This is a genomic window from Providencia rettgeri, assembly GCF_013702265.1.
Taxonomy (GTDB): domain Bacteria; phylum Pseudomonadota; class Gammaproteobacteria; order Enterobacterales; family Enterobacteriaceae; genus Providencia; species Providencia zhijiangensis.
Window position 1 is genome coordinate 3,333,522 of the sequence record NZ_CP059348.1, and the last position, 16,261, is coordinate 3,349,782.

At 45.1% G+C, this 16,261-nt stretch carries 17 protein-coding genes; all 17 read right to left on the bottom strand.

The window, feature by feature from the left end; translation table 11 throughout:
- Nucleotides 1–23: 23 nt before the first annotated feature.
- Nucleotides 24–1,049, bottom strand: coding sequence for a hydrogenase expression/formation protein HypE (hypE, locus tag H0913_RS15260; RefSeq protein ID WP_154603406.1), 1,026 nt, complete (start codon nt 1,047–1,049; stop codon nt 24–26).
- A 1-nt stretch (nt 1,050) separates the two neighbouring features.
- Nucleotides 1,051–2,163: a hydrogenase formation protein HypD gene (gene hypD / locus H0913_RS15265; protein ID WP_181477545.1), complete on the bottom strand. Its 1,113-nt coding sequence runs from the start codon at nt 2,161–2,163 to the stop codon at nt 1,051–1,053.
- Entirely contained in the window at nt 2,147–2,443 is a 297-nt protein-coding gene (hybG, locus tag H0913_RS15270; protein WP_036956233.1) for a hydrogenase maturation factor HybG, read from the bottom strand. Before hybG ends, hypD begins: the two co-directional genes overlap by 17 nt.
- Nucleotides 2,434–3,546 (bottom strand): hydrogenase nickel incorporation protein HypB, encoded by a 1,113-nt coding sequence (hypB, locus tag H0913_RS15275; RefSeq protein WP_181477546.1) that lies wholly within the window; start codon nt 3,544–3,546, stop codon nt 2,434–2,436. The genes hybG and hypB overlap by 10 nt, the downstream gene beginning before the upstream one ends.
- Nucleotides 3,547–3,672: 126 nt before the next feature.
- Nucleotides 3,673–4,014, bottom strand: coding sequence for a hydrogenase maturation nickel metallochaperone HypA (hypA, locus tag H0913_RS15280; RefSeq protein ID WP_154603408.1), 342 nt, complete (start codon nt 4,012–4,014; stop codon nt 3,673–3,675).
- Nucleotides 4,014–4,499, bottom strand: coding sequence for a hydrogenase-2 assembly chaperone (gene hybE, locus H0913_RS15285; protein WP_108478511.1), 486 nt, complete (start codon nt 4,497–4,499; stop codon nt 4,014–4,016). The genes hypA and hybE overlap by 1 nt, the downstream gene beginning before the upstream one ends.
- 7 nt (nt 4,500–4,506) lie before the next feature.
- Nucleotides 4,507–5,001: a HyaD/HybD family hydrogenase maturation endopeptidase gene (locus H0913_RS15290; RefSeq protein WP_154603409.1), complete on the bottom strand. Its 495-nt coding sequence runs from the start codon at nt 4,999–5,001 to the stop codon at nt 4,507–4,509.
- Complete coding sequence (hybC, locus tag H0913_RS15295) at nt 5,001–6,704, bottom strand: hydrogenase 2 large subunit (RefSeq protein ID WP_108478454.1); 1,704 nt, start codon at nt 6,702–6,704, stop codon at nt 5,001–5,003. The genes H0913_RS15290 and hybC overlap by 1 nt, the downstream gene beginning before the upstream one ends.
- Nucleotides 6,701–7,888: a Ni/Fe-hydrogenase cytochrome b subunit gene (gene hybB, locus H0913_RS15300; RefSeq protein ID WP_036956223.1), complete on the bottom strand. Its 1,188-nt coding sequence runs from the start codon at nt 7,886–7,888 to the stop codon at nt 6,701–6,703. The genes hybC and hybB overlap by 4 nt, the downstream gene beginning before the upstream one ends.
- A complete protein-coding gene (hybA, locus tag H0913_RS15305; protein ID WP_181477547.1) occupies nt 7,875–8,930 on the bottom strand; it encodes a hydrogenase 2 operon protein HybA in 1,056 nt (351 codons plus the stop codon). Before hybA ends, hybB begins: the two co-directional genes overlap by 14 nt.
- A gap of 2 nt (nt 8,931–8,932) precedes the next feature.
- Nucleotides 8,933–10,051 carry a hydrogenase 2 small subunit gene (gene hybO, locus H0913_RS15310; protein ID WP_036956217.1) on the bottom strand — a complete coding sequence of 373 codons (1,119 nt, stop codon included), beginning with the start codon at nt 10,049–10,051 and terminating at the stop codon, nt 8,933–8,935.
- A 618-nt stretch (nt 10,052–10,669) separates the two neighbouring features.
- Entirely contained in the window at nt 10,670–12,952 is a 2,283-nt protein-coding gene (gene hypF, locus H0913_RS15315; RefSeq protein ID WP_181477548.1) for a carbamoyltransferase HypF, read from the bottom strand.
- A 136-nt stretch (nt 12,953–13,088) separates the two neighbouring features.
- Nucleotides 13,089–13,943: a hypothetical protein gene (locus H0913_RS15320; RefSeq protein WP_181477549.1), complete on the bottom strand. Its 855-nt coding sequence runs from the start codon at nt 13,941–13,943 to the stop codon at nt 13,089–13,091.
- A gap of 19 nt (nt 13,944–13,962) precedes the next feature.
- Nucleotides 13,963–14,475, bottom strand: a complete 513-nt coding sequence (locus H0913_RS15325) for a fimbrial protein (RefSeq protein ID WP_154603411.1) — start codon at nt 14,473–14,475, stop codon at nt 13,963–13,965.
- On the bottom strand, nt 14,472–14,975 hold the full coding sequence (locus tag H0913_RS15330) for a fimbrial protein (protein ID WP_154603412.1): 504 nt from the start codon (nt 14,973–14,975) through the stop codon (nt 14,472–14,474). The genes H0913_RS15325 and H0913_RS15330 overlap by 4 nt, the downstream gene beginning before the upstream one ends.
- A gap of 11 nt (nt 14,976–14,986) precedes the next feature.
- Nucleotides 14,987–15,469, bottom strand: a complete 483-nt coding sequence (locus H0913_RS15335; RefSeq protein ID WP_154603413.1) for a fimbrial protein — start codon at nt 15,467–15,469, stop codon at nt 14,987–14,989.
- A 34-nt stretch (nt 15,470–15,503) separates the two neighbouring features.
- Complete coding sequence (locus H0913_RS15340; RefSeq protein WP_420720231.1) at nt 15,504–16,238, bottom strand: fimbria/pilus periplasmic chaperone; 735 nt, start codon at nt 16,236–16,238, stop codon at nt 15,504–15,506.
- Nucleotides 16,239–16,261 lie beyond the last annotated feature (23 nt).

Below are 16,261 nucleotides of genomic sequence, written 5' to 3' on the forward strand. Positions count from 1 at the left end.
ACCGTTTATTAGGGTACAAATAACTAACAAATTCGAGGTAATGGCTCGCTATGTGGCAAATCTAACAGTCGGGAAGCGCCAAAAATACCCACCAGCTTCACCTGTTTATTCTCTGTCACACAACCAATGGTTTTGGCATTAACGCCTAATGGATGTTGATGTAATGCGGCTAAAACTTGCTGTTCAGCTTCAGGTTTCACCACAATCACTAATTTGCCTTCGTTGGCAAAATTAAGAGGTTCTAAGCCTAATAATTCGCACACTCCACGAACGGCGGAAGAAACGGGTAAATCCCCTTCGTTGATGGAAATACCGCAGCCACTGGCCTGCGCAAACTCATGCAAAATGGCATTCACACCACCACGAGTGGCATCACGGAGTGCACGAACACCGTCAATATCACGTAGTGGCTCAATAATCGGAGTTAAAACCGCACAATCGCTGCTGAGTTGCCCTTCTAAGCCGAGCTGTTCACGCAAGTTTAAAATGGTCGCACCATGATCGCCCAGTGTTCCACTGACAATCACTTTATCTCCCGCTTGAATTTGCTGAGCGCCCCAATGAATTTCGGTTGGGATCACACCAATGCCCGCAGTATTGATAAACACTTTATCCGCCGCGCCACGCTGTACAACCTTGGTATCCCCTGTCACGATCTGCACTCCCGCCGCTTTAGCGGTTACCGCCATGGATTCCACAATGGTTTGCAAATCTGACAGTGGCAAACCTTCTTCAAGGATAAAACCACAAGAGAGGTATTTGGGAACAGCACCGCTAACCGCGACGTCATTCACCGTACCGCAAACTGCCAGTTTCCCAATATTGCCACCGGGGAAAAAAATAGGGTCAATAACATAGCTATCGGTACTGAATGCTAAACGGTCACCTAATGCGGTCATTTCTGCCAGAGAAAGGCGCGCTTGGTCTTCACGTTCATCGAGAGCTTGGTTAGCAAAAGCCTGTAAAAACAGCTGTTCAATCAGCTGCTGCATGGCTAGGCCACCGCTACCATGAGCCATAGTAACCACATTTTTAGAATCCGAGCTCATTTTACGCCTCCCGACGATATTGGTAATACGCGGCGCAGGCTCCTTCAGAAGAGACCATCAACGCGCCAAATGCCGTTTGTGGTGTACAACGTTGCCCAAACAGCGGGCATTCATTTGGTTTACAGCGCCCCGTAAGCACATCACCACAACGTGCTTGAGGGTCATCCGACACTTGATGAGGCTGGATATTAAAACGCAGCTCCGCATCAAAGGTTTGGTAATCAAGAGTTAACTGCACTCCTGAACCCGCAATTTCGCCTAATCCGCGCCACTCACTGGTGGCTTTCAGTTCAAACACGTCATCCAAGGCTTTCAGTGCCAACAAGTTGCCTTCATCCGCCACAATGCGCTTATATTGGTTTTCTACCTCACAGCGATCATCCGCAATTTGATCCACCAGCATGGCAAGAGATTGCAAAATATCGAGGGGTTCAAACCCTGTAACTACCAGAGGTTTATGGAATTCTTGGGTAATAAATTGATAAGGATGGGCGCCAATCACCATACTGACGTGACCCGGCGCAAGGAAGCCATCAATTCGCACATCAGGCTGTTCAAGCAGGCTACGAAGGGTTGGGATAATAGTGATATGTTGGCAAAATACCGAAAAGTTTTTCACTTGGCGTAAACGCGCTTGTTGTAGTGTCAGTGCGGTACTCGGCATGGTGGTTTCAAACCCCAAACCGAAAAACACCACTTCACGTTCAGGGTTTTGCTGGGCAAGATTTAACGCGTCTAAAGGTGAATAAACGATCCGCACATCCGCCCCGCGGCGTTTCGCATCCAGCAAAGAGCCATTTTTACCCGGCACACGCATCGCATCGCCATAAGTGCAGAAAATCACTTCAGGACGTTCAGCAATTTCAATGCAGCCATCAATTCGTCCCATCGGCAGTACACAGACAGGGCAGCCTGGTCCGTGCACAAATTCAATTTCAGGAGGAAGAAGCTGGTCGATACCAAACTTAAAGATAGCGTGGGTGTGACCACCGCACACTTCCATTAACTGCAATGGGCGCTGCTTGGCTCTTGGGATATCCGCAATACGCTTGCGGATATGCGCCAATAAGGCTTTTGCCAAGGCTGGGTCGCGAAACTCATCGACGTACTGCATCTGTTGCTCCCGAATTTAGCCCTGTAAAGTCCCCCACTTCATGGTCTAACTGGCTCATCGCCGTTAGCGCATCAAGGGTGGCTTGAGCCTCTTCTTCGTTAATCACACTCATTGCAAAGCCAACGTGTACCAAGACCCATTGGCCTAGCAGATCCGCCGTGTCACCTTCACAAATTAGCCCAATGTTCACGTCGCGTTTTACGCCACAAACATCAACTTGCGCCAATTGGTGGACATCTTCGCCCACCGCAACGATTTTACCCGGTATTCCTAAGCACATAGCTGAGTCTCCAGCCATGCTAACCAAGCATCCATCCCTTCACCGCTAGTGGCAGAGACTTTGATCACTTGGATATTCGGATTCACCCGTTTTGCATTGGCAATGCATGCTTCGACATCAAAATGCAGGTACGGCAGCAAGTCGATTTTATTGAGGATCATAATGTCAGACGCCGCAAACATATGCGGGTATTTCAAGGGCTTGTCTTCACCTTCAGTGACAGACAGCACCGCAACTTTATGACGTTCCCCCAGATCAAAACTCGCCGGACAGACTAAGTTCCCAACGTTTTCAATGAATAGCAGGCTGTTCTCATCTAAACCTAAACGGTCAACCGCATCATGCACCATTTGCGCATCTAAGTGGCAGCCTTTACCGGTATTAACCTGAATGGCAGGTACACCCGTTTCACGAATACGCTGAGCATCATTGGTGGTCTGCTGATCCCCTTCAATCACCGCGCAGTTCAATTTGTCACGCAGACGCAACAAGGTTTCAGTCAGTAAGGTAGTTTTACCGGAGCCAGGGCTTGAAACGAGGTTCAATGCCAAAATATTTTTTGCCGCAAAATCTTCGCGGTTATGCTCGGCTAGATGGTTGTTTTTATCAAGAACATCCATCTCAATTTGTAACATGCGTTTTTGGCTGATACCCGGTGCATGAGTTCCCGCTTCACCTTGTCCATAATCGAGATCATGGTGGTCACCTGCGGGGGCAAAAGTGGATTCCGCTTCATGGCTATGGTCATGAGCATGATCATGGGAATGCGGATGCTCGTGCTTATGTTTATGCTTATGTTTTTCAATCTTCACGCCACAGGTTTCGGGCTCAGATTGATAGTAGTGGTTCACATCACCTTGGTGGTAATAATGGTGATGAATAATCACCGTTTTACCACTATGTTCTGCTGCATGACTGTGGTCATGGTGATGATGATCGTGGTCATGATGGTCATGCCCATGAGAATGTTGATCGTGGTGATGATCATGGTCATGAGAATGAGGGTGGTCATGTCCATGGTGGTGGTCACTTCCATGGTGATGTTGGTGCTCATCACCTTCAATTCTGCGCTCTCCCGAAGCACAGCCACAAGTACTACACATAATGATTACTCCATAAGTGAGTGATGAAGTTAGCTTAGTGCAACATCAGAAAAATAGGTTGATTCACCGCAAGGTCAATTCACAATTTTCGCTCTAAATCACACAAAAGGTTCTTAGATCAAAAATCTATTCGATTTCTAATTCTTTGATTCGCAGGCTGTCACCGTTCTCAACTTTAAGATTAAAACCGTGACATTTAGGACAAGCGGCGTCGTGAGTGTGAACATCAACACTTTCACTACAATCCCAACACCATGCTTGAGCAGGACGATACAGGATATGCAATTGACTACCGTGTGCCACAGTTCCGCGGCACGCGATATCAAAACAAAAACGAAGGGCGCTCTCTTCAATACAAGAGAGCGCGCCAATTTCCAACCAAACGCCGGTCACCTTTTTCACCTGATGCTGTCTTACTTGCTGTTCAATGATCTCAACAGCACTTTGGCATAAAGAGACTTCATGCATTATTGGTCTCCCAGATAACGAGCGAACACAGCGCGACGTTCCGGTGATTTAGGGACATTGGGATCCGTCACAGGCAAAGAAAGCAACATCCGCGCGCAGTCATCAGCCAGATGTTCACCCTGCGTTGCAGTTAGCTTTCTGTCTAATGGCGACATTAATGAACACGCCAAATATTGAGTTAGTCCTTCCAGTTCCCCAACGGTGTAAGTCATTTCGCCATAAGGGAGAATCAAACCGAGTTTCTCCCCAACAACACGATGCTCCCAATATTGGTCAGGACCCGGCAGGATGATCGCACTCAACATCCAAGGGGTGATAACCGCCCCTACCCATTGATTTTCAAATAACGAAAATGCACTGGCATAGATGCCCATCGTCGGATGCAAGAAGGACAAATCATGCATCGATTGCTGAGCAACTCGTTCAAAAGCAGCCTGAACTAACGGCTGCGGATTTTGAGAGTAACCTTGGATTTCTTTTGGCATGGATTCATTAGGCATGGAGACACTCTTCTTTTGCGATAATCTCTAACCCTTCACTGCGTAGCACTTCGATCACTTTCTGCAGTGCAGGCTCTAATGCAGCTTGCCCCGTCGCCGTTAAACCGATCTTCGGTTCTAACGATTCAGGCACAATCCCCACCAGTGTCAGACGCTTTGGAAACTCATCGGTTAGGTGCAGCGCCGATAACACATCGGAAAGCCCTAACTGATGGGGTGAGATTTTACGGGTAAACAGCGCGGGTACTTCGGCATCGCGCAGAACTAAAATGCTGCCAGGCTGCTGACTCGACAGCACCACATCCGCAATAATCAGATGGTCGCGATCCGCCATGGCGCCAATCAGCTCCATACCAGCCGTTCCACCATCCAATACCTCAACACATTCTGGTAAGTGATAACGTTCTTCGAGTGCTTCAACAATGCGCACACCGATGCCTTCATCACTCAGCAAAATATTACCAACACCTAAGACTAATATACGCATTACAGCACCTTCACCTTGGTCACTTCGGAGCCTTCTGTATCGACAATATGCACGGCACAAGACATGCATGGGTCGAAGGAGTGGATCGTTCTGACGACTTCCAATGGTTTAGATGGGTCTGCCACCGTAGTTCCGACTAACGCTTGCTCATAAGGGCCCGGCTCATCATTGAAATTACGTGGGCCTGAGTTCCATGTGGATGGAACAACGGCTTGATAGTTTTCGATTTTACCGTCTTTTACGACAACCCAGTGGGATAACAGACCGCGAGGCACTTCACCAAAACCAACCCCTTTAATCACCGTATCTTGTGGGAAGTTTGGCTTGATAAAAGTGGTGTGATCGCCTTTACCAATGTTATCTACCAGTGCTTGCCATTGAATCGACAGGGTTTCGTTTAATACGCAGCAACGAACAGTACGACCGATAATACGACCTAATGTTGATTCGAGTTGGTCTTTGGTGATCGTGTTGCCTGTTAAGGTTTGATATAAACCGACGACATCATTAAAGTGTTTTTCAGTTGGTTCATGTTTCGCTGCCAGTTTGCACAGCAAGTCAGCTAATGGGCCCACTTCCACGGTTTTATCATAGAAAGTTGGCGCTTTAACCCAAGAGTATTTACCGTCATCTTCCCAGCCAGTGTAGTCAGGAATAGTGGTACCTTCCCAAGGGGCTTGCGGCTCATTATCTTTGTACCAAGCGTGCTTGCTGCTCTCTTTAATACCGTTAATCAGGTATTCGTCAGTGTGGCTAGTGATTGGGCGATAAGTACTGAAATCCCCATTTTCCAGATAACCACCCGGTAGCAAGAAGCTGCCATTTTTGTTGTCCATTGGCATTTCAGGCACGCACATATAATGTTTGGCACCTTTACCCATTTCTAACCATTCAGGATAACCCGATGCAATCACTGCTGCGTCGATTTTGTATACTTGCTCGATAAAATCCCCTAAACGGTCAATAAAGGATTTCACGTACATTAAGCGCTCAAGGTTAAGCACCCCAAGACCATCAAGGTTGATTGGGTTAGCAACACCGCCCACCGCTAAGTTTTGAATATGCGGTGTTTTACCGCCCAGCAGTGCCACGATGCGGTTAGCATCACGCTGGCATTCCAGCGCTTGCAGGTAGTGAGCCACCGCAATTAAGTTCACTTCAGGCGACAATTTCATCGCTGGGTGACCCCAATAGCCGTTGGCAAAAATACCTAACTGACCACTGGCAACTAGATCTTTAATTTTGTTTTGAACGCGGGTGAACTCTTCAGGGCTGTTTAGCGACCATGTTGAGACCCCTTTAAGCATATTCGCCGCTTTGGTTGGATCAGCTTTTAATGCAGATGTAATGTCTACCCAGTCCAATGCAGATAATTGATAGAAGTGCACAATATGGTCTTGGATAGTGTGCGCCGCCAAAATCATATTACGGATATATTGCGCGTTAACAGGCACTTCAAGATTTAGTGCGCTTTCAATAGTACGCACAGAAATGATCCCGTGAACCGTGGTACATACCCCACAAATACGCTGCATGATCATCCATGCATCGCGGGCATCTTTCCCTTTTACGATCTCTTCCATACCACGCCACATGGTGCCGGATGCCCACGCTTTAGTGACTTTTCCATCTTCGATTTCGCAATCAATGCGTAAGTGACCTTCGATACGAGTTACCGGGTCGATAGTTATACGTTGGCTCATGCTTTACCTCGGGCCTGAGAAGGACTTGAATTAGATTTTTTTATTGCTGGAATAATCGGTAATAGGCGAACTAACAAGATGTATGCGCACACCTCGATGGCCACAAAACCGATGGAAATTAATATCTCTTCTGCGGTTGGGAAATAGTCATATCCACCGCCAGGATTGAAGGCGATCAGTGAGTAGCTCATACGCCATAGCGCAGAGCCCAGTAACATGCTTAATCCACTGATATATAACCATCTTGAGTCAGTACGCAGGGATGGCATACGGAAGATAATCAGCGGGATCACCATTAATGCAGTCTCAATCCAGAACATCATGGCGTAGAAATCCATCGCCATCACATAGTGCATCTTGCCGCGGTAAATCAACTCACCGAAACGGCAAACCAAAAACAGCACTAAGAACACTTGAAGGATATTGGTTAACTTAACAAACAGAGGTCGTTCATCAGCCCCTTGCCCTTTTAACGCTGACTGCAATAAAGAGCCTTCAAAAATCACAATGGAGAAACCCATAATGAAGGCGGTCAGTAGCGATAATAGCGGCAACATTTCATAGCTTTGCCAAATCGGATGAACCTTATGCCCTGCGGCAATCATCAGTGACCCCATGGAAGATTGGTGCATCATTGGCAGTAACGCACCCAATGCGATGATGAAAAACATCACTTTATTCAGGCGTTTTAATGACACTTTCCAATTAAAGCGTTCACAAATTGCAGGGGCAAACTCCAGCGCCATCACACCGATGTAGATAGTCATACACACCGCGGTTTCAAACAGCACGGAGTTAGTATTAAAGTACCCTGGAATATAGAAGTAAGGCAGGTTCCAGTAGCGACCCACGTCGATAGTGATAGACAAACCACCGAGAGAGTAACCAAACAGACTTGCCAGCAGTGCAGGACGCACTAACGGATGATATTCACCGCGGTTAAAGACATACACTGCCCACGCTAACGCCCATCCACCACAGGCAAAACCAGTACCAATCAGTAAGTCGAAGGCAATCCAGATCCCCCATGGGTATCCACCGTTCAGATCAGAAACTGAACCCAGCCCAAAGACTAAACGTTTTACAATCAAAATCAGGCACAGGATGACAAACGGTCCGAAGACAATCACTGGCCAACTGACTAAACGCCCACCTAGCGGCTGCTCTTTATCATGCGTTGCCATTAGAGTCGTCCCCCTTGTCCTTATGATTTTGGTCGTCATGATTTTGGTCGTCATGCGTTTTATTGCCATGAGACTTGTCGTCATGAGAATCATGATTCTTGGTATTGCGATACACTAAGAAACTCAGTCCCGCTAATGCCGCGAGAGGCAGAACCATGCCTTTATACAAGGTGTGCTGAACATTCTCAGAACGTGCACCAGTTGCCAGTTCGTCTAACTCTGGCAGTCCCAGATTTTGATATGGCACGCCAGAAAGCACCATGACCTGAGTACCACCGCCTTCCAATTCACCGTAAATATGTTGCTGGTATTTTGGTGCTGGCATCACGTTCGGGTCATTGTGATGGACGGTTTGGCGAGGGAAGCCGTACTCTTCGCCCACTTTCAGCGATAAACGTTTTTTCGCCTCGGCGAGAAGCTCTTCACGGGTACCAAAAATCACCGCACCAGTTGGGCACACTTCAACACAACCCGGTAAACCGCCTTTATCTAAGCGTTCTACGCCTTTTTGGTTACACAGTTCACATTTATGGATGGCACCAAATTTGTCGTCATAAGCATATTTAGGAATGTTGAATGGACAACCCACCATGCAATAACGGCAACCCGTACAGATATCTGGGTCGTAATGCACGATGCCTGTTTTCGGATCTTTGGTGAGCGCAGAAACAGGGCAAACAGAGACGCAGTTAGGATCAACACAATGCATACACTGTTTTTTAATGTAGGCGTAACCGTCTTTTTCCTGATCTTTATGCAAGCCTGAACCATCGCTCCAAACTTGAATCACGTTGTTGGTGTATGGCGTCAGTTTGTCATTATTTGACCATGTTTGAGGCCCAACAGGATTGCGCTCAGGATGGTTAATATCCTGACACTTGGTGACGCACGCCTGACAACCGACACAGAGTGTCGAGTCATACAACATACCCAACGCATTCGGAATTGGCGGCCTATTTTCCGCTCCCGCCAAGCTCGGCGAAGTGGTGCTTGCAAGCAGCGCTCCCCCTGCTGAGAGCTTAAGGAAATTTCGTCTATCCACGGTTATTCTCCCCGTGAGTTGGTATCATTTTGACGCTTTTGACGCCCTAACTCACGTACAGCCATCACACTGACACCCGCCACCAGACCGACTACACCACCGATTAAGCCCACGGCAGTTGCAGAAACTTGTCCACCTTCTTTGTTATTCAAATCCGGTTTTTCGGAACGTGGTGTTTGGTTTTCCACATTCGCTAATTGGTGGATACCTTTGTGGAAGCCCACATTTTCTTCGTTACAGCCGTAGCATGGATGCCCGATAGCCACTGGCCACACGCCGCCAACGTCGCAAAATTGCAAGGTTGAACAGTTACCGTAAGTTTCTGGCCCTTTACAGCCTAAATGGTATAAACACCAACCTTCACGGTGACCAGCATCACCGAACTCTTTTGCGAAGCGCCCCGCATCAAAGTGTGGACGGCGTTCACAGTGTTCATGAATTAATCGACCGTACGCGAACATTGGACGATTTTTGCTATCCAATGCTGGTGGACGGTTATAGGTGATCAGGTGGGCAACTGTTGCTAAGAAGTTATGTGGGTTTGGCGGGCAACCCGGAATGTTGATAACGGTTTTATCTTTGATAACTTCATTTAAGCCAACCGCGCCGGTAGGGTTATCCCCAGCTGCCGCAACCCCGCCCCAAGAAGCGCAAGATCCGATAGCAATAATCGCAGCCGCACCTTCAGCAGCCATACGGATATGCTCAACGATAGGTTTTCCGGCCACCATGCAGTAGATGCCATCATCTTTCAGTGGAATCGAACCATCGACCACTAAAACATATTTACCTTTATATTTTTCAATAGCATTGTGCTTGTTCTCTTCAACCTGCTCACCAAAAGCCGCAGAGAGAACTTCGTGATATTCGAGAGAAATGGTATCGAGAATTAAATTTTCGAGGGTTGGGTGAGTCGCACACAGCAACGATTCTGTGCATCCTGTACACTCTTGAGCACCAATCCAAATGACGGGTGGACGTTCTGGATCACTCACCGCATCAGCCATTTGAGCGGCGGCTTTTCCACTTAACCCCATTGTCGCAGCAAGCGCTGTACACAACTTCATAAAGTCACGGCGATTAATGCCATGGGGAGAAAGAATAGAGTTATCTCCTGCCATTTCTATTTCCTATTATGAGTGGCTTAGAGCCTATTTATTAGGCTATTTTTCTTTACGATTTTGCATTCAAAAAATAAATAAAATCCGCCACATATTAGAAATATGCATAGGAATTTAGGTATTGTTTGTATTCAAAGTCGCTTTACCAATTACACCTAATAAGCTGAGGCCTTATTAGAATTACCTGATGTGTAAATATAAATGAGATCCTAGTCCTACCGCTTTTTAATCACTTGATCTTCATCAAGAGCCAATAAGAAATTTGGTCTTTTTTAAATTTATGATAGAAAAATCGATTCAGCGATGAGTTAAAAGATTATTTAACTTTTCATGCTGTTTTCAATTTGTTTAAAAAAATGGGAGTTGAAATGTTAAAAAAAGATAACAAAACGTTGTTATATCATGATGTTAAAATAAAAATCACTAGTAAGGTCTTATAGGCAGGTATAATTAATCGAATTTCGAGTAACGCCTTATTTCAATAATATCCACTTTAGTAAAAACAAATAAGAATTAATATCAATTATATTAAATACGAATGAATATCAAAAATAAATAAAGCTAAATTTATTCATTAATATATATCTAATGAAAACAAATAAAGCCTGACTATTATTCTCAGTTATTTTTCTTCAATATTGCGGCAGCGATCGCAACTTGCCCCAATGCAAGTCCACCATCCCCCATCGGTAATTGACGAGCATGCAATACCTCAAGAGGCTGTAGATTCTCTATTAGCAAAAGGCGCAATAATTGGTTGTGCAGAACACCACCAGATAACACCACTTGTTGAATGCCATACCGCTTCGCTTGTTGTAGCGCTAAATCTGCAAATCCTTGCGCCAAGGCTTGATGAAAAGCATGGGCTCGTTCGGCTCTCGGTGCATTATAAGCCAGCCATTCATGCCAGAAAGTGGTTAGATCCAATTGATTACCCACCACTGGCATTGTGACAGGATGCTGCTGAACTGAGCTTTGCAATGCTAACGCTTCTAACTGACAAGCGCCCTCACCTTCCCAACTGGTTTGCGCAGGGCAGATCCCTAACGCAGCTGCGACAGCATCAAATAATCGTCCGGCCGACGAAGCGGTTGGGCAGTTCAGCTTTTTAGCAATCGCTTTTTGTAATAGTGGGTAAGCAAAAGGAGCGAGCGCCGAAGCAATGGGCTTCGCTTGCCAATCAGGCACAAATTTTTCTAGGTGAGCCAATAAATTACGCCATGGTTGGCGAGATGCTAAATCCCCACCCGGCATAGCAACAGGCGGTAATCCACCAAGGTGTTGATTAGAGGCATAATCGACAAGTAAGCACTCACCGCCCCACAGCCGGTTATCATCACCGAAACCGAGACCATCCAGTGCCAAACCAATCACTTTTTCATTACCTAACGGGATACCATGCTCCACCATCACCGCCGCAATATGGGCATGATGATGCTGAACGTGGATCATCGGGATATTCAGCTGCTCACTTAACGAATTACCGTAACGGTGGCTCACATAATTGGGATGCATATCCCCGACTAAATATTCAGGCTTAAATCGATAAATCGACTCAAACAGCGCAATAGATTGCTGATATTGTTGGTAAATATCGATATCGTCTAAATCACCTAAATGCTGGCTCATTACCGCACTTTTATCTCTAAGCAAACAAAAGGTATTTTTTAAATCCGCACCTAGCGCCAAAATAGACGGTGAGTTTTCAAAGCCCGCCGGAAGGTCAATGGCATCTGGCACATAACCTCGGGCTCGGCGTAACATTTCTGCTTTTCCGGCATGGTAACGCACTAAAGAGTCATCCGCCCGTTGAACAATATCGCGATTATGCATCAGCCAAATATCTGCGATATTCGCTAAATCCGTGAAAGCCGCTTGCTCCGCGAGTACCGGAGGTTTGCCCGATGCATTCCCAGAAGTCATCACTAATGGCTTATTCACTTGTGCCATCAGTAAATGCTGCAGTGGGTTGGAAGGCAGCATCACCCCGACTTCTCGTAGATGTGGAGCTATATTTTCACTTAAGACACTATTTTCCCATGCCTGAATAAGCACAATCGGTGCGGCCGCACTTTCAAGTAACGCACGTAGACTTTCTGTGACCTCGACGCCTTGGTCTTTTAGCCAGTCTAGGGATGGGATCATTACCGCCAGAGGTTTGCTGGGACGGTGTTTGCGTTGACGCAATTGTTCAACTGCATGGAAATTAGTGGCATCACAAGCAAGATGAAAACCGCCAAGACCTTTAATGGCAGCAATTTTGCCATTCAATAAATCATTTGCCGTTTGTTCTAAGGCTTGATGGTGAACCGCCAGAACCTTGCCATTATTGTCACACTGCTGGATTTCAGGACCACAGGTTGCACAAGCATTTGGCTGTGCATGAAAACGTCTGTCTGCTGGGTTTTCATATTCTTGCTGACATTCCGGGCATAAAGGAAATGCCGCCATTGAAGTATTGGGTCGGTCATAGGGCATTTGACGAATAATCGTAAAACGGGGGCCGCAATGGGTGCAGTTTGCAAACGGATAATGATAGCGACGATTCGCAGGGTCAAACAGTTCGTCGCGGCAGGCTTTGCAAGTTGCAGCATCGGGGATAACTTGAGTATCCATGCGTCCTGCGCCACTGTGGCGAATCGTGAATTTTTCGGGTAACTCATCCCATTGAAAAGGCAGGGATTGAATAGACTCAATATGTGCAAGCGGTGGGCAATGTTGGTATAAAAGTTGGGTAAATAAAGGAATATCCGCAGTCTCTAATAGGCGCACCAGTACACCTTCTCCATCATTACAGACGTCGCCGTTCAAGGCACATTGATGGGCGAGCTGCCAGACATAAGGTCGGAATCCAACCCCTTGAACCTTTCCTTTAATACGTAACTGTATGCCGTTTTTCACTCGAATGCCCTCTGGTGATTGAGACACTATTCTCGCGCTTCTACGTATAAATAACCTGAGTTCAGATCAAAAAATGGCAGGGTTTCAGTCTCGATATATTGACCAAAACCCTGCCATTGTCTTTTATGCTTGAATACTAAGGAAGCTCAACCGATAACAGGAAAATACCTGAATACTCATCCGGAGCGAGATCTTTGGTTTTTCTTAATGTGCTGGAAACATCAAAAGTTTGTTTTACAAACGACTCTACCGAAAGTACGGTTGATGGTGCGCCATTGACTTTAATTTCAGACTCTAGCCCATCCGCCATAAAAATAAAATTATCGTTATCTAGTCCTGCGACAGCAGAAATTTTAACATCCGTTGGATTTGTGCAGCTGATCGTAAAGTTTTCTCTCACAGTATGACCATTCATCGAGCTATTGGATAATGTGCCGTGGTCGATATAGTCTGGACCTTCAATATCACAGTTAGTAATAGCAGGGTCTAACGGTGAACAGAGAATTATTGGGTTATCTGCGGTTTGCTCACGCTGCATTTTTTGTCGATACAAAATACCTAGATTGAAGCAATATCCAACTCCAGGCCTTCTCGGATAAAACTGCCAACGTCCCGGAATTTGCCTATTTAAAACGTTATCTTTTTCTAATGCTCTAGCCACTTCACTGAACGTAACGGGGCTTTCGTCCCACGAACTTCGCTCTCTTAATCTAACTGAGTGAGTATCAAAGTTAACAATGTGTGAGTTACCCGCACCATACCCACCATCTGCATAGGTACCCCAAGATCCTAACTCTATATCACAAGGACAACTGCCTGTCGTTTGCACAGCCATCGGGCGATTATCGTGTTGTAAGTCCCCGCGTAAAATATATCGTGTGTCCATCCATGCGCCATGGTCAGTAACAAGCTCCCCTTGCGCCGCAAATTCAGCACGCGCAAATTGAAAAGGCGATATAGCCAGTAAACAGATAAGAATAAGTTTTTTCATAATATCCTTAACAACCGAGTTATTCGTAATAGATATTAAAAGTGGTGGTAGCGCTAAAATCCCCGAGTTTAATACTTTTATTTTTGATTGCGTCTTCTTCCCCCAAAATGGAGGCTTTAAGCGGGATTACGCTAGGGAATTTATTACCGTTCATTCCAACAATAGGGTATTGGCTATTAATATCCACATTGCCATTATCGCTACTCAATACGATGGCATAGCCCAAATCACCGGGGTCACCATCAATTCGCAACGAACCTTTAATTTTCGGGTTACTACTCCCCGTAAACGACATCGAAAATGAAAAATCAGGCAAAAACTCACACTCAGAGAGTGTAATTTCAAAGACTTCGGAGATATCTCTTTGACGATAAAGGTCTTTATCATTGACCTCATGAAATGGCACCACAAGCTCCTCGCCACCATTGACTATACAAGGAATGGCGTGTCTCAATACTCCAGAAAAATTCACCTCATCCGCGAACGCATTCCCAGAGAAATAAAGTAATAGAGTAAAGAAGATTATCTTCATGGATAAGCAACCGTTAATGTCGCACTGGCAGTAAACTCCCCCGGCTCGACAGAGGCTGAACTTGAGCTACTTTTCACTAATGCCGCCTTCAAATCAGGTGTTCTATAGTCAGATTCATAGGTGTATACAAACGTATCGTTCACTCTTAATGTTTTTGAATCATGATAAATTTGCAGTGCAATGTCTCTTTGCTCATTAATTGCTAATAAATCATTATCAAAGTAAGATTTTTTGCCTTCAAAACTAAAAACCACATCCGTTCCTGAAGAGATGTTGTCACATTCCCATTCAAAATCGATATCTTCTATATATTTTGTACCATCTTTGGTCGGCACTAACGAAACCACCAAGTCATCACCAAAATCCACCTCAATCGGGCGATTATTATTGATGACACATGGCGTTCCCTCTATCAAATTTCCTCTAAAGCTCACTTTGACAGCCTGTGCCGTACTTGTGTATGCCAGAAATAAAACGAATGATAATAAGAGCTTTTTCATAAGATAATACCTTAATGATATCCTACAGTTAGTGTTGCAGCAGTAGAAAACTCACCTCCAACAGGTCTTATCCCATTAGCCAGTGCCAGTTTTGCGGTTAAAGAGGGTAAGGACTGAATATTATCAATCTCATATCGAGAACCAATATTCATCGGTTGATCACCAATATATAACTTGATATTCAAACCTGGTGTATCCGCGACTTTCAAGCTATTTAAATCTTCGCCCTTATCCCCTTCAAAAGCGAGGTACAGCTCATCAAATCGCGAATCACAACTTAAACTATAAGGAATTGCTTCTGTGTATTTACCTGACTCAATTTGCCCAATAACGATGTCATCGCCAAAATCTACATAGATATCTTCGTTATCATTCAACACACATCCGCCAGACAAAACATTCACTCTGACCGTCACAAACTTCCCATCCGCAAATGCAGTCACAGATAAAAAAAACAGTAAACTAAGACAAAACAGGTTCTTAAATTTAAACATTCGATTTATCCATTTCTCTCATTTGCTTATGGAATTAGTTAGCCGCTTGCGCGTGACACTCTGTTGCAGAACAGACAAACGGAACATCAACCTGACCGCCGTAGTCATTGATATAGTTAATCACTGGCGATGAACCTAATTGATCTGCAGTAATTGACAGTTTTTGCTCAGCAAATGGAGCAACGTCTACAGCAACAAAGCTTTTTGCTTTCTCTGCGTTAGCACTTTTTCTAATGTTGTTTAATACCACGTAGTAAGCCGTTGGGTTTTTGGCATAAATAGCGCCATCTTTTTTGACTAACACTAATTTATTCTGCCACGGTGCATTTTTCATTTGAGTGGAATCAACCGCTAAAGAAGCTGGACGATAGAACAACTTCACGCGTGTTTGTAATGCAATTTGCAGTACGTTAGATTTTTTACTTGTAGGTGGAATTTCTCTTAAATTAAAGAAAAATAAACTTTCTCTATCTTGAGGTAATTTCACTATGTCTGGTAAAGCTTCAATACGTAATTGGCTTGTTTGTCCTGCATTAATTCTTTGGATTGGTGGCAAAATCGTAAAATAAGAGGTTAGTTTTTCGCCTTTCACATCTTGAAACCAACCCTGTGCCAAATAAGGCAGTTGGTTATTTTTATTACTTACCGTTAATGAAACAGAATTGCTATCGCCATTATAAATAATACGCGTTCTATCCATTGAAATTGCAGAATAAGCATTCGCAGTCACGAAGCAGCTAAGTAATAATACGGATAATTTTTTCATCATAAACATTAGCCTTCTTTTAAGAT

Bases quoted from the DNA above. Each gene is read 5' to 3' on its own strand.
- hybG (WP_036956233.1), bottom strand. From the start codon at position 2,443: ATGTGCTTAGGAATACCGGGTAAAATCGTTGCGGTGGGCGAAGATGTC.
- H0913_RS15330 (WP_154603412.1), bottom strand. From the start codon at position 14,975: ATGAAAAAGCTCTTATTATCATTCGTTTTATTTCTGGCATACACAAGT.
- hypB (WP_181477546.1), bottom strand. From the start codon at position 3,546: ATGTGTAGTACTTGTGGCTGTGCTTCGGGAGAGCGCAGAATTGAAGGT.
- hypA (WP_154603408.1), bottom strand. From the start codon at position 4,014: ATGCATGAAGTCTCTTTATGCCAAAGTGCTGTTGAGATCATTGAACAG.
- hybE (WP_108478511.1), bottom strand. From the start codon at position 4,499: ATGCCAAAAGAAATCCAAGGTTACTCTCAAAATCCGCAGCCGTTAGTT.
- hypD (WP_181477545.1), bottom strand. From the start codon at position 2,163: ATGCAGTACGTCGATGAGTTTCGCGACCCAGCCTTGGCAAAAGCCTTA.
- hybB (WP_036956223.1), bottom strand. From the start codon at position 7,888: ATGGCAACGCATGATAAAGAGCAGCCGCTAGGTGGGCGTTTAGTCAGT.
- hybO (WP_036956217.1), bottom strand. From the start codon at position 10,051: ATGGCAGGAGATAACTCTATTCTTTCTCCCCATGGCATTAATCGCCGT.
- hybC (WP_108478454.1), bottom strand. From the start codon at position 6,704: ATGAGCCAACGTATAACTATCGACCCGGTAACTCGTATCGAAGGTCAC.
- H0913_RS15320 (WP_181477549.1), bottom strand. From the start codon at position 13,943: ATGAAAAAACTTATTCTTATCTGTTTACTGGCTATATCGCCTTTTCAA.
- H0913_RS15340 (WP_420720231.1), bottom strand. From the start codon at position 16,238: ATGATGAAAAAATTATCCGTATTATTACTTAGCTGCTTCGTGACTGCG.
- H0913_RS15290 (WP_154603409.1), bottom strand. From the start codon at position 5,001: ATGCGTATATTAGTCTTAGGTGTTGGTAATATTTTGCTGAGTGATGAA.
- H0913_RS15335 (WP_154603413.1), bottom strand. From the start codon at position 15,469: ATGTTTAAATTTAAGAACCTGTTTTGTCTTAGTTTACTGTTTTTTTTA.
- H0913_RS15325 (WP_154603411.1), bottom strand. From the start codon at position 14,475: ATGAAGATAATCTTCTTTACTCTATTACTTTATTTCTCTGGGAATGCG.
- hypE (WP_154603406.1), bottom strand. From the start codon at position 1,049: ATGAGCTCGGATTCTAAAAATGTGGTTACTATGGCTCATGGTAGCGGT.